Genomic DNA, 13,041 nt, shown 5'->3' on the forward strand with positions numbered 1-13,041 from the left:
TCGTAACGCAAATAAATTTATGGAGTCTCCAAAAAAATTACAGGATATCAAAGTAGCTGTAGATGCAGTCATTTTCGGATATTTCGATAAAAAAGACCTTCAAATCCTTTTAATAAAGAGAAATATTGACCCTTTTAAGGGCGGTTGGGCACTTCCGGGAGGGCTTGTTCTGGATGATGAAAATCTGGATGATGCGGTAAAAAGAGAACTGCATGAAGAAGCAGGCATAAAACCCGATTTTTTAGAACAACTCTATACATTTGGCAACGTAGGCCGCGATCCTAGAAATAGAGTGGTTTCTGTGGCTTATCTGGGTCTTGTCAACCCATCTTATCACGAACTTTTTGCAGATTCTGATGCAGATGATGCACAATGGTTTAGTGTCAATAAGCTTCCAACGTTAGCTTTTGACCACAAAAATATCATTGATATTGCTTTAAAAAGACTTCGTACTAAAATTCAATACCAACCCATTGGCTTTAATCTTCTTAATGAAGAATTCCCCTTTTCAGATCTTGAAAACCTTTATAAAACGATTGTAGGGCAGGAGATAGACCGCAGAAATTTCCGTAAAAAAATCATGAGCTACGGATTGCTTAATGAAACCAATAACGTTAAAAAAGAGGGCAGCGGAAGACCCGGAAAACTTTTCACCTTTAATCAGGAAAAATATAAAGAACTTGAGGAACAAGGATTCTACTTCGAAATCAAATAGTTTTTAACACTACAAATTATATTTAAAATGAAGTGGTCGTCTCAATTTTGGGGCGACCATTTTATTATTTACAGGAGCCTAAAGTCCATGAAAAATGCCTCGAATGCACGAATAAGTTGATTACAATGCATTTTCATATCATGAGATTTATCAAAATATTCGTGCATTCGTGGCCAAATAATTTTTGTATTTTGTTAAGTTTTACTAAAATATGATATTTTTGCTCTGATAATCAGTTGTTTGTATTTGTTAGTGTAAAATAAACGCAAATAAATTTGGCAAATAAAACTATATTGTATTACATTTGCGTATAAATAACACAATATGAATTACACCTTACAAAATATTAAAGAGAAATTTCAGAAGAAGCAAAGAATAAAGTTTTTATTTTTCTGGGGCCATACCGTTAAAAATGAAATCACCAAATCATGCTTTAGCCAGTGGTTTACAGGGAATTTTGAAGAAAATGGGGTTGTTTATAAAACAGCAGAGCATTATATGATGGCTGGGAAAGCAAGATTATTTAATGATTCTGAAACCTTGGAAGAAATATTGAAGGTAACAAGTCCGAATAAGGTTAAGAGCCTAGGAAGAAAGGTGAAAAATTTTGATCCGAAGCTTTGGGATGAGCACAAATATGAGATTGTAAGACAGGGAAATCTTTTAAAGTTTTCTCAAAACAAAAAGTATAAAGACTTTCTTTTGTCAACAGGAGATAAAATATTGGTAGAAGCCAGTCCTTACGATACCATTTGGGGAATCGGGATGCTGGAAACAGACTCAAGAGCAGAAAATCCTTTATTATGGAATGGAGAAAACCTTTTAGGATTTGCTTTGATGGAAGTAAGAGATGAATTAAGAGGGTAAAAACACAATAACCAGTCACAGAATATTAATCATGGAAAAAACAGACCTACATCCGCAGATATTCCTAATTGAGGACTTTCTTTCAGAAGCAGAATGTGACGAATACATTGCTTTGGCACTGGGGGAAACTTTTGAAGAAGCAAAAATCAATGTAGGTGGACACCAGATGATGAGCAAAGGAATCAGAAACAATGACAGGTTAATGATCTTCGATAATAATTTGGCAGAAGACCTTTTCAAAAGAGCATCCGAATTTCTTTCACAGGAACATGAAAACTACAGGCTTTTGAATTTTAATGAGATGTTCAGAGTGTATAAATATTCTCCAGGACAGCAATTTAAAATGCACCGAGACGGAAGCTATATCAGAAATGAAAAAGAAAAAAGTTTCTATACATTTTTAATCTATCTGAATGATGATTTTGAAGGTGGAGAAACGGAATTTGAAAACCTTTTCACAGTAGCTCCTAAGAAGGGCACAGCCTTAGTTTTTTACCATCCTTTAAGACATGAAGGTAAAACACTGGTAAGCGGATTAAAATATGTTTTAAGGACAGATGTAATGTATTCCTGTTAAAATGAATGCAGGGATGATGCATAACTATGCTCTTTTTAATTAGCGTAATTATAACACAAAAAAAATGATCAGATATGGAAGATGAATTAAAACCAAGATTTATCGAGTCATTACAAAGAAATAATGATCAGATCAGAGAAGACCGTGCGCGAACGATCGGAGAAGATTCAGAATTGATCTACAGGCGCAGGGTAGAAGATATCGAGTTGAAAATAAAAAGACTCGAGCGTGAGCAGGAAGGACTTATTGATATCAGTCCTTTGGATAGAAATAGTTTGACTTTTGTGGATTTTAATCCCGAAGCATTCGTTCAGAAAGACATGGAATTATCATTAACAATCAGAAATCTAAATATTCAGCTGGAAGTTTCTCAAAAGAGATTTGAATATTTATTCGGAAAAACATTTTAGTCATGGGAAGTACAAGATACGATATAGACGCTCGTTATGACAGAGCAAGCAAAGCAGGTTACGGAACAAAATCCGCAGGTGAAATTTTCACGCAGAATGCCAAGAGACAGGCGCATCCATCAATGATTCCCCACGGAATTTCCTTCAGAGAATCCAGGGACTCAGAAGTGCATCCTAATTCAATTCCTATTATTCTGGGATTGGATGTCACTGGAAGCATGGGGCATATTCCTCACCAACTTATCAAGGAAGGACTCCCAAAACTGATGGGAGGTATTATTCAGGGTGGAGTTCCGGATCCGGCATTGCTTTTCCTGGGAATAGGAGATCATGAATGTGACAGTTATCCATTGCAGATAGGGCAGTTTGAGTCAGGAGACGAAGAACTGGATATGTGGCTTACCCGAACTTATATTGAATCAGGAGGAGGTGGAAATGGGGGCGAGAGCTATCTATTAGCATGGTATTTTGCCGCTTTTCATACAAGAACAGATGCCTTTGAAAAAAGAAATCAAAAAGGGTTGTTGTTTACTGTAGGCGACGAACCTTGTTTGAAAGTACTTCCGGCATCAGCCATCAGGGAAATTATGGGCTCAGGACAGCAAACGTATACCCATTATGAACTGTTGGAAGAAGCTAAAAAGAGATATGAAGTATACCACATTAGTGTCTTGCATTCTGATCAGGCTGTAAGAGCAGATAGAGGCTGGAAAGAACTATTGGGACAGAATTGTATATCAATAGAAGATCATAGAGATATTCCTGAAGTAATCAAAAGAATTATCTGTGAGAAATGTAAAGATACTGCTTTTGTTGCTCCAAATCTGGAAGGGTTAGACAACATACAGATGCTTTAGATCATCAGTTGCAGGAAAGGCAATAATTTTAAAATACCAGACATGAAAAAGGCGCAAATAGTTATAGGATTAGGTTTCGGAGATGAAGGAAAAGGAATCACCACAGATTTCCTGGTTCAGCAAAATTCTGAGTCTGTGGTCATCAGATTTTCTGGAGGGCAACAGGCTGCTCATACTGTAATGATAGAAGACAGAAAACATATTCATTCCAGTTTTGCCAGTGGAGCTCTTCGTGGATTACCATCTTATTTTACCGAACACTGCACCATTCATCCCCAATTTCTATTGAATGAAAGGGAAGAATTAAAAGCAAAAAAAGGAAGTATAGAACTTCATATTCATCCTTTAGCCAAGGTAACCACGCCTTTTGATGTCTGGCAAAACAGAACCAACTCCAAAAATCTGGAACACGGAACCTGCGGAAAAGGAATAGGAGCTACCATGAAAAGAAATGAAGGTCCATATAAACTATTTGCAATTGACCTTATTGCTCCAAAGGAAATGTTGATAGAAAAACTGAAAGGCATTGCTTATTACTATGGTTTTATGGAGGAAGATCAGATTAATAAACAGATTATTCCTTTTTTAGAAGCCATTGAGCAAATAGATTGGAAAATAGATGATTATAGCTATCTGAACTCATTTGAGAATCTGATCTTTGAAGGCAGCCAAGGCATTTTATTAGATATGGATCATGGTGTTTTTCCACATGTAACCTATGCTCATACAACCTCCAAGAATGCTTATGAGATTTGTAAGAAGCTTGATATTGAAGATATAGAAATGTATTATGTAACCAGAAGCTACGCAACACGCCATGGAAATGGCTGGATGAGCAATGAAAAAGAGCTTGCTCTAAGAAATAATGAAGAGGAAACCTGTACCTTTAATGAATATCAGAAAGAACTGAGATTCGGAAATTTAGATTATAAATTATTGAATTATGCTTTGAAATTGGACGGAGCTTATGTAAGGTCAATAAAAAAAAACTTAGTGATAACCTGCCTGGATCAGATCGATGAGGAGTTAAAACTGGATCAATTGGAAATGAAGTTTGACACCATTTTCGGATCTTATTCTCCTTATTCAAAAGATTTTAAAAAGCTTTATTAATACCTTCAGATAAAGGTTTTATATTTAACATAGGAATAGAATGAGGAGGTAAATAATGAATTAAAAACAGATCATAATGAAAACGATACACTATTTAAAAGGAGATGCTACTGTTCCACAGGCAAAAGGGGTAAAAATTATTGCTCATATCTGTAATGATCTGGGAGGTTGGGGAAAAGGTTTTGTATTGGCTGTTTCTAAAAGATGGAAAGAGCCGGAAAAAGAATACAGGAATTGGTATCGTTTCAGGAGTGAAAATAATTTTAGGCTGGGCGAAATTCAGATCATACAGGTTGAAAAATACATGTATGTTGCCAATATGATCGGCCAAAAAGGAATGAAAACCGGAAGTAACGGAGTTCCCGTTCGATATGAAGCCATTGAAAAATGTCTGGAAACATTAGCCAAAAAAGCCATAGAACTTGATGCAAGCATCCATATGCCGAGAATCGGGTGTGGTCTGGCTGGCGGAAAATGGGAAAAGATAGAACCTATCATAGAAAGAACCTTATTGATTAGAAATGTTGAGGTGTATGTCTATGACTTTGATTAATTAATGATGAAAGAATTTGAAATAAGAGCAGATTATACCCGCGATACCATTGTTGTCTACCAGGCTTATAATAAAGCCATTGCAAAAGCAGCAGTAGAAAATCAAAAGTTCAGTGCTCCTTTTTCATTCAGCAGAATGACATGGATTAAGCCTTCCTTTCTTTGGATGATGGAACGAAGTAATTATGGACAGAAACCCAACCAGGAATGTACACTTGCTATTCATATTAAAAGAGAAGCATGGGAAAAAGCGCTGGAACTAGCCATTTTAACCTCTCCTGAAAAAAGAGTATATCCAAAGCCAGGAATCTGGGAAGAAGAATTTGAAAATGCTAAAGTCTATGTACAATGGGACCCCGAAAGGAATATCAAAGGAAATAAGCTGGAATATCGTTCGATTCAGGTGGGAATCAGCCGTTATCTGATAGAAGAATTTAATGAAGATTGGATCGTAAAAATAGAAGATTATTCACCTTTGGTAAAAAAGATCTTAGATCTTACAAAGCAGGGAGAATATAATAAGGCAAAAAAATTATTACCCAAAGAAAAAATATATCCATTATCCAAAGAGATTGCCCGGAGGATAGGATCAGAAATATAAAATTAACAAAATGAAAACAACAAGATTGTACAGACCGGTAGGAGAGAAGGAAATGATTCTTATTATCGAGAATGGATATAAAAAATTTCCTCCAAGACTGGAATGGCAGCCCATCTTTTACCCGGTTCTGGATGAAGACTATGCCTCAGAAATTGCTGAGAAATGGAATACCAGAGATGAGTTTGGAAACTATCTTGGTTTTGTTACCCGTTTTGAAGTGCTGGAAGAAGCAGCCAATCAATATCCGGCACAGAATGTGGGAGCCAGGAATCATAATGAATTGTGGGTTCCGTCAGAAGAGCTGGACACATTCAATCAGGCCATTGTCGGTACTATAGAAGTCATCAAAGTATTTGTAGGAAACAACTTTAAAGAATCAGCAAATACAGAAATAGAAAGTCTGGTAAAGACTTTAAAAATAACCACCACGAACCCGTAAGATGGTAAAAACATTCGTGCATTCGTGGCGAAAAAAAAGAATTAAATGATAATGCCGCGAATGCACGAATATAATACACAGTGTGATTACAATGAGTTTTTTAAATGATGTATTTGCTAGAAAATTCGTGGCCAAAAACAGAAAAAATCATGACCAATAAAGGAATGGCGAAAGATACATTGGATATCCTGGCCAGAAAATATTATATAAATACAGAACACCAAAGAATAGATATAGGAAAAGAGCTGGAAACCAGTAAAAAAGGAACGGTTCTTTTCACCCCGGAAAAACTTTCTGAGCTCACAGCGGTTCCAATGCCGGAAACTCATTTTGAAACTCAATTTGAAACCTGGCGTTGCAGCTCGCTAAAAGCAATTTTAGAATTAACTAAAGAAGAAGATCAGGAAAAGATCATGTGTCTGAACTTTGCCTCAGCAAAAAATCCTGGGGGCGGATTTATCAATGGAGCAGAAGCACAGGAAGAAAGCCTGGCAAGAACTTCTGCATTGTATGAAAGCCTCTTGATGGCAGAAGATTATTACACATTACACCGAAGTATGAGCTCTTGCTTTTATACAGATACAATGATTTACAGTCCAAAAGTTCCTGTTTTCAGAAAGGATAAAGGAGAATTGTTATCGAAACCGGTACTATGTAATTTCATTACTTCTCCAGCAGTGAATGCTGGTGTGGTAAAGCGACAGGAACCTCAAAGAGAAAACGAGATATTGGGAGCAATGGATATCCGGACAGATAAGATGCTTGCACTGGCCTTACATCAAGGAAATGAAACCTTAATTTTAGGTGCCTGGGGCTGCGGAGTATTCAAAAATGATCCGAAGGAAATCGCCGGTCTGTTCAAAAAATATCTTCAGGGAAAATATAAGAACAAATTTAAAAGAGTGGTTTTTGCAGTGCTCACCAAGAAAGAAGAGATGCTGAAGCCGTTTGAAGAAATACAATGAAAATTGAAATCATAAAAGGAGACATCACAAAGATTCATGCAGACGCTATTGTCAATGCTGCTAACACTTCTTTACTAGGAGGAGGTGGTGTAGATGGAGCAATTCATCGGGCAGGAGGATCTCAAATTCTGGAAGAATGCAGGACGATCAGAAACAGACAAGGCAAATGCAATACTGGAGAAGCAGTAGTGACAACAGCAGGAAATCTTCCCGCAAAATATGTCATTCATACTGTAGGACCAGTCTGGAGTGGTGATAAAGAAAAGAGTTCAGAACTTTTGTCAAACTGTTATAAAAACTCGTTACAACTTGCAGAAGACCTTGGAGTTAAAATAGTTGCATTTCCTAATATCAGTACAGGAATTTATAAGTTTCCTAAAGAATTGGCGGGAGAAGTTGCAGTCAAGGAAGTAAGAAAATTTCAATCAGATAGTATAGAGAAAGTTATTTTTGTCTGTTTTGATGAAGAAAATGAAGAAATTTATAAAAAGCTTTTAAAGTCTCCTCTTTAGAATCAATGATATTTGTGCCTAAAGACCACAGTGTACAAAACAAAAATTTAAAACCAATGAAAAAACTAACCATATTAAGCGGCGCAGGAATCAGTGCCGAAAGCGGAATACAAACTTTCAGAGACGGAGACGGTCTTTGGGAAAATCATAATGTAACCGATGTAGCAAGCCCGGAAGGATGGAGAAAAGACAGAGCCTTGGTATTGGAGTTTTACAACCAGAGAAGACGTCAGCTTCATGAAGTAGATCCTAATGAAGCGCACAAACTAGTGGCAGAACTGGAAAAATACTTTGATGTTCAGATCATCACCCAAAATATTGATGATCTGCATGAAAGAGCCGGCTCCACTAAAATCCTTCACATCCACGGAGAATTATTCAAATCATGCTCATGCAATAATAAAAGACTAATCTATGAGCAGAAAGATGATATTAAGATAGGAGATAAAGCAGAAGACGGGGCTCAATTAAGACCTTTTATCGTTTGGTTCGGAGAAGATGTACCCTTGTATCAGGATGCCAGAGAAATGGTAAGAGAGTCAGACATTTTGGTGGTGATAGGAACCTCTTTACAGGTTTATCCTGCAGCCGGGTTAATCCATGACATCAAAGATGATTGTCTTTTAATCGTTATCAATCCTAATGAAACAGGCTTTGGCTACGGACAAAGAGCAGTGGTGATGAAAGAAACGGCCACTCAGGGAATGAAGCTTTTATTTGATAAACTGATAAATCTTGCCTGATGGAAAATAAAGTAAAGGCTGGAATTATGGGAGTATGCATTGGTGATGCACTTGGTGTTCCGGTGGAGTTTAAAGATAGAGAATATCTGAAAAGGTTTCCTGTTACAGAAATGCAGGAATTTGGTTCGCATAATCAACCTAAAGGAACCTGGAGTGATGATAGCTCTTTGACACTCTGCCTTGCTGAGGTCCTTACAAAAGACTATGATCTCGGAAAAATTGGAGAAAGCTTTGTAAAATGGGTAAAAGATGGTCACTGGACAGCCCACGGAAGACTTTTCGATATTGGAGGAACTACAAGGGAAGCTATTACAAGACTAATTAAAGGAGAAAGCGCCAGATTTTCAGGAAATATTTTTGAAGAAGATAACGGAAACGGATCTTTGATGAGGATTCTTCCTCTTGCTTTTTATTTAAAAGACGAAGAAAATATTGAAAAGATTTACCAAACGGTAAAGGAAGTCTCCACCGTCACTCATGGACATTTCCGATCTGTTTTTGCCTGTTTTATCTATGTGATTTTTGCGATTCAATTAATAAAAAGAAAAAATAAAACGGAAGCATATACACATATACAAAATTTGGTTCTGGAATATGCAGAAAAACAATGGTTTAGCTTAAGTGAGGTTGGGCTTTTTCATAAGGTTTTAAAAAATGATATTTCAGGGTATTCCGAAGAAGAAATAAGAGGAAGTGGCTATGTACTACACAGTCTGGAAGCTTCCTTATGGTGTTTTTTGAATTCGGAAAGTTATTCGGAAGCGGTTTTGAAAGCTGTAAATCTGGGTGAAGATACAGATACAACGGGTGCCATTACAGGAGGATTGGCAGGAATCTATTATGGATTTGAAAATATACCTCAACAATGGATTGATGAACTGGTGCGAAAAGATGACATCGAGAAACTATGCGAGAAGTTAAGCAATAAATACTCTGTAAACCAATGAAATCTTTCTTAAAAGCCCTTCTCAATATGTTTTCCAAATATGATACCGAGAATGATATTCAGAATTATCCTTTGAAGAAATATGAACGAAGAATTGAAATCAATAAAGCTTTGGAAGTAGGAAATTGCCGTGTTCATTATTCGCCGGATTATGCATTTGAGACACCGGTTGAAGTCCTGAATAAGATAAAAGACAAGAGCTTACTTTGGATAGATAATCAGAATAGCCTGTTGGGTTTCTCAGATCAAAAGAGAACTATATTAATTCCTCTGAATAAGATCAATGGAATAGAAATTCAAAATATGCTGAAAGGAAGAGGACCAGCAGAAGCTTGTTTATGGGTTTATTTGTACGGAAAATCATTTGTAACGCTGTCAATATCACCAGAGATTTATTATTTTGACCAATATGCAGATGAGATCAGGAAAACAACAGGATTTACCGTCACATTTTCCCCGGAATTTTATAATGCTTAATTAAAACAAAAACCAATGAACGAAATAGAAACAAAAAGAATAAGTAAATTTTTAAGCCTCATTTTGAGGCATCAACCCGAAACCATCGGATTAAAGCTGGATGAAAACGGGTGGGCAGATGTAGAAGAGCTGAGGACAAAATCAGCACAAAAAAGAGTGCATTTTTCTGTTGAAGAATTAGATGAGGTAGTAGAAACCAATAATAAAAGGAGATTTGCTTTTAATGATGATAAAACAAAGATCAGAGCCAGCCAGGGGCATTCTATTGATATCAATTTAGCCCTGGAAGCTATACAACCACCTGAATTTTTATACCACGGAACCGCTGAAGCCAATATTTCATCCATTTTAGAAAAAGGAATTGAAAAAAGAACCCGACAGCATGTACACTTAAGTGCTGATAAAGAGACCGCTACAAAGGTGGGGATGAGACATGGGAAACCTATAATTCTGACCATCAGAACCGGAAAAATGCATGAAGAAGGAGTTGAATTCTTCCAATCAGCGAATGGAGTGTGGCTTACAGAATTTGTAGATCCAAAATACATTTCAAAATAATACAACGGTGTTGAACCCCAAAAGCCATTATTTTAAAGATAATGGCTTATCTTTTCACCAGCGAAACTAAACCTTGAGCATGAGCAGAACATTAGTAATAGGAGACATTCACGGCGGATTTAGAGCATTACAGCAGGTGCTTGAAAGAGCTGAAGTAACCCCAAATGACAAGTTGATCTTCCTTGGAGATTATGTAGACGGATGGAGTGAATCTTCTCAGGTTATTCAGGCTTTAATAGAACTTTCCGAAAAGAACCCATGTATTTTTATCAAAGGAAATCATGATGTCTGGTGTGAAGATTGGCTGGCCCGTGGGGAAGGCCCTGGTGTCTGGCTTTCCAATGGAGGAAAAAGCACCGTAGAAAGCTATGAAAAGTATTCCCCGGAAGATCTGGAAATTCATCTTGAGTTTTTTCAACGCATGAAAAGTTATCATGTTGATGACCAGAACCGATTGTTTATTCATGCAGGATATTCTTCTATGCATGGCCCTGAGAAAGAAGTGTACTCTAGTAATTACCGCTGGGACAGAACCCTCTGGGAAACCGCTGTAGCCATGGATAAAAAATTGGAAAAGCACTCAGTACTTTATCCTAAACGAATGCTTCTTTATAAGGAAATATTTATCGGGCATACTCCAACATTGTATATTGGAAGTAAAACTCCAACGAATAAAGCCAATATCTGGAATATGGATACCGGGGCAGCCTTTACAGGAGCTTTATCTATCATGGATATTGATACCAATGAATTCTGGCAAAGCGATCTGCTTCCCTCATTATATCCTGATGAAAAAGGAAGAAACGGAGACGTGTTAAACAGATGATATACAGGATTGTATGGGTTCTTTAGTCGTCATTATTCATTACACAATTTTTCATGTCAATACTAAATTCCAGATGAGACATTTTATGAAGGAAGTCAATATTCTTTTTATTCATGAGCCTGCCGCCATTTTCAATGGTAAGTTCTTGCAAATGGATGAGTTTTTTTAAAGGAGACAATGAATTAAAATCTCCCAAATATGCTAAGAAAATGGTTTTTAAAGTGAGGACTTCAGATATATTTTGCACTACATTTTCCATGTTTTTACAGGAAGTAAAATCAATATCCGTTAAATGTGAAAACTCAGTAATCCAGCTAATATCCACAACCGAAGGAATATCCACTAAATAGAGCGATTTTATTGCTTTTACATTAGGTAATGAAGCCCAAAGGCACTCTTTACTTTTTTCAATCGAAAGCGTTTCCAGCTGATGATTAACAGGAAATTCAAATCCTGGATCTTCAAACTTTTCAATAAACAGCGTTTTGAGTGAAGGATGATTAAATAAATTCTGGAAACGTTTGGAATAACCTGTAAAAAGTTCCTTCAGATGCTTCAATTGGGCCCAATCGATAGCTTCCTTTCCTTTGAACTTACAGTTTTTGATTTCTAGCCGTGTAACATTTTTAAATTGATAAAGTTCCTCGCTTGTATTGAATGCTGTATCTTTTATATGCAATATTTTGATTTCGCTGAATACCTCAGAGAATGTGATGTTAGTCAGGACGTTTTCATCAATTTGTTTCCCTGAAACAATAAGATTATAAATACCCTTCTCTTTCATTAACGAAGAACAGTCCTCTGCCAAATCTCCTTTTTCGAGGATAATAAATTGATCCGGTCTTCCTTGTATGGTAGTTCCTACATACATTCTACAACGTTTCTTTTCCTTTCGTTTCAACAGCTTTGATAACCCATTCTTCAAAAGTTCTCCATGAATTCAATTCATCCGAAACCTCTGTATATTCATCAATAGGATATTCATGACAAAAGACATCATAGTTTCTCTCATCCTTTCTTGTTGTGCAGAATCCCATCCAGTCACCCATAGAGCAATGAGAACCAATCATGATAAAATGATCGTTTATTTCTGCAGCTTCAATCTCCTGTTGAACATGAGCGTTATATTCTTGTAATTGTTTTAGGTTATAGATTTCAAAACAAGGTAAATATTCACCTATTAAAAATTGCCCGCTTCCAATTTCGGCTAAAAAATGATAATAAGAATCAGGAAGCAAATATTGGGTAAAAGCTTTTATTTCCTCTATTTCTGCATTCGAAATAGGTTGAACAATAAACTTTAAAATTTCTGATTCTACAATCTGTTGGCTATCTTTCCATTGAAGAGTTTCGAGAATAACTTCATTTTTTGAAATCCATTCTTTCAGTATATGTAAAGCATTGATAAATTCTGTCTTCATTATTAAAGTTCTATAATCTGGTTAGAGTAGTGATCTTATTACCCACTTTTCAAACTTAGTGATTTTTCCTCTTTTCTGTCCAGTATTTTATATCGCTGAAACCAGTTATATTTGTAAAAAGTAAGCATCATGAAGAAAAATATTTACGAAGGATTAACCGATAATGACCTGATTAAAAAAAAGAATACCCTCAAGGGAGTCTCCATTGGCTTTGGTGTTGTTTTTTTGTTGGGAATCATAGCTTTTATTGTTCTTCTTTCGATAAAAGGAGCTAAATGGTTTCCATTTGTTGCTTTTACTCCATTCATCGTAATGCCTGTAACGATGATGCCTTTACTGATCAACTTAAATCTGGTCAATAAAGAAATCAAATCAAGAAATCTGTAATCGCCTTTTCATTGAACACAATGCAGAAAAAATAATAGAATGATTCATATTTCGCTTTTTTGCCAGAATCATATT

Annotated in this window: 19 protein-coding genes; 17 read left to right on the forward strand and 2 right to left on the reverse strand. The window is 36.3% G+C overall.

Annotation, left to right across the window (positions count from 1 at the left end; translation table 11 throughout):
* Positions 1-19: 19 nt before the first annotated feature.
* From AC3HD6_RS07830 to AC3HD6_RS07905, 16 genes are all read left to right on the forward strand, one after another.
* Positions 20-715, forward strand: coding sequence for an NUDIX hydrolase (locus AC3HD6_RS07830; protein WP_488895832.1), 696 nt, complete (start codon positions 20-22; stop codon positions 713-715).
* Between the two features lie 324 nt (positions 716-1,039).
* Positions 1,040-1,582, forward strand: coding sequence for a riboflavin biosynthesis intermediates N-glycosidase (gene ybiA, locus AC3HD6_RS07835; protein WP_488895833.1), 543 nt, complete (start codon positions 1,040-1,042; stop codon positions 1,580-1,582).
* Positions 1,583-1,613: 31 nt separating this feature from the next.
* A complete protein-coding gene (locus AC3HD6_RS07840) occupies positions 1,614-2,159 on the forward strand; it encodes a prolyl hydroxylase family protein (RefSeq protein ID WP_488895834.1) in 546 nt (181 codons plus the stop codon).
* Between the two features lie 74 nt (positions 2,160-2,233).
* Positions 2,234-2,569: a hypothetical protein gene (locus AC3HD6_RS07845; protein ID WP_068941230.1), complete on the forward strand. Its 336-nt coding sequence runs from the start codon at positions 2,234-2,236 to the stop codon at positions 2,567-2,569.
* A 2-nt stretch (positions 2,570-2,571) separates the two neighbouring features.
* Positions 2,572-3,426 (forward strand): hypothetical protein, encoded by an 855-nt coding sequence (locus AC3HD6_RS07850; protein WP_488895835.1) that lies wholly within the window; start codon positions 2,572-2,574, stop codon positions 3,424-3,426.
* A 42-nt stretch (positions 3,427-3,468) separates the two neighbouring features.
* Positions 3,469-4,539: an adenylosuccinate synthetase gene (locus AC3HD6_RS07855; RefSeq protein WP_488895836.1), complete on the forward strand. Its 1,071-nt coding sequence runs from the start codon at positions 3,469-3,471 to the stop codon at positions 4,537-4,539.
* Positions 4,540-4,615: 76 nt separating this feature from the next.
* Complete coding sequence (locus tag AC3HD6_RS07860) at positions 4,616-5,092, forward strand: macro domain-containing protein (RefSeq protein WP_488895837.1); 477 nt, start codon at positions 4,616-4,618, stop codon at positions 5,090-5,092.
* Positions 5,093-5,095: 3 nt separating this feature from the next.
* Entirely contained in the window at positions 5,096-5,692 is a 597-nt protein-coding gene (locus AC3HD6_RS07865) for a DUF4291 domain-containing protein (protein ID WP_488895838.1), read from the forward strand.
* Between the two features lie 10 nt (positions 5,693-5,702).
* On the forward strand, positions 5,703-6,131 hold the full coding sequence (locus tag AC3HD6_RS07870) for an ADP-ribosylation/crystallin J1 (protein ID WP_488895839.1): 429 nt from the start codon (positions 5,703-5,705) through the stop codon (positions 6,129-6,131).
* A gap of 104 nt (positions 6,132-6,235) precedes the next feature.
* Positions 6,236-7,096: a TIGR02452 family protein gene (locus AC3HD6_RS07875; protein WP_488895840.1), complete on the forward strand. Its 861-nt coding sequence runs from the start codon at positions 6,236-6,238 to the stop codon at positions 7,094-7,096.
* Positions 7,093-7,608: an O-acetyl-ADP-ribose deacetylase gene (locus AC3HD6_RS07880; RefSeq protein ID WP_488895841.1), complete on the forward strand. Its 516-nt coding sequence runs from the start codon at positions 7,093-7,095 to the stop codon at positions 7,606-7,608. Before AC3HD6_RS07875 ends, AC3HD6_RS07880 begins: the two co-directional genes overlap by 4 nt.
* A gap of 56 nt (positions 7,609-7,664) precedes the next feature.
* Complete coding sequence (locus AC3HD6_RS07885) at positions 7,665-8,351, forward strand: Sir2 family NAD-dependent protein deacetylase (protein WP_488895842.1); 687 nt, start codon at positions 7,665-7,667, stop codon at positions 8,349-8,351.
* The gene (locus AC3HD6_RS07890; protein ID WP_488895843.1) at positions 8,351-9,298 is read left to right on the forward strand and encodes an ADP-ribosylglycohydrolase family protein; all 948 of its coding nucleotides are present in this window, start codon (positions 8,351-8,353) and stop codon (positions 9,296-9,298) included. Before AC3HD6_RS07885 ends, AC3HD6_RS07890 begins: the two co-directional genes overlap by 1 nt.
* Positions 9,295-9,774: a hypothetical protein gene (locus AC3HD6_RS07895; RefSeq protein WP_488895844.1), complete on the forward strand. Its 480-nt coding sequence runs from the start codon at positions 9,295-9,297 to the stop codon at positions 9,772-9,774. Before AC3HD6_RS07890 ends, AC3HD6_RS07895 begins: the two co-directional genes overlap by 4 nt.
* A gap of 15 nt (positions 9,775-9,789) precedes the next feature.
* Entirely contained in the window at positions 9,790-10,332 is a 543-nt protein-coding gene (locus AC3HD6_RS07900) for an RNA 2'-phosphotransferase (protein WP_488895845.1), read from the forward strand.
* A 79-nt stretch (positions 10,333-10,411) separates the two neighbouring features.
* Positions 10,412-11,158, forward strand: a complete 747-nt coding sequence (locus AC3HD6_RS07905) for a metallophosphoesterase family protein (protein WP_488895846.1) — start codon at positions 10,412-10,414, stop codon at positions 11,156-11,158.
* A 22-nt stretch (positions 11,159-11,180) separates the two neighbouring features.
* Here AC3HD6_RS07905 and AC3HD6_RS07910 read toward each other — a convergent pair whose 3' ends face one another.
* Both AC3HD6_RS07910 and AC3HD6_RS07915 read right to left on the reverse strand, forming a co-directional pair.
* Positions 11,181-12,059, reverse strand: a complete 879-nt coding sequence (locus AC3HD6_RS07910; protein ID WP_488895847.1) for a hypothetical protein — start codon at positions 12,057-12,059, stop codon at positions 11,181-11,183.
* Positions 12,031-12,579 (reverse strand): SMI1/KNR4 family protein, encoded by a 549-nt coding sequence (locus tag AC3HD6_RS07915; RefSeq protein WP_488895848.1) that lies wholly within the window; start codon positions 12,577-12,579, stop codon positions 12,031-12,033. Before AC3HD6_RS07915 ends, AC3HD6_RS07910 begins: the two co-directional genes overlap by 29 nt.
* 129 nt (positions 12,580-12,708) lie before the next feature.
* Between AC3HD6_RS07915 and AC3HD6_RS07920 the strand changes: the two genes are divergently transcribed.
* Positions 12,709-12,966, forward strand: coding sequence for a hypothetical protein (locus AC3HD6_RS07920; protein WP_488895849.1), 258 nt, complete (start codon positions 12,709-12,711; stop codon positions 12,964-12,966).
* Positions 12,967-13,041 lie beyond the last annotated feature (75 nt).

The organism is Chryseobacterium sp. II3a (genome assembly GCF_057815135.1).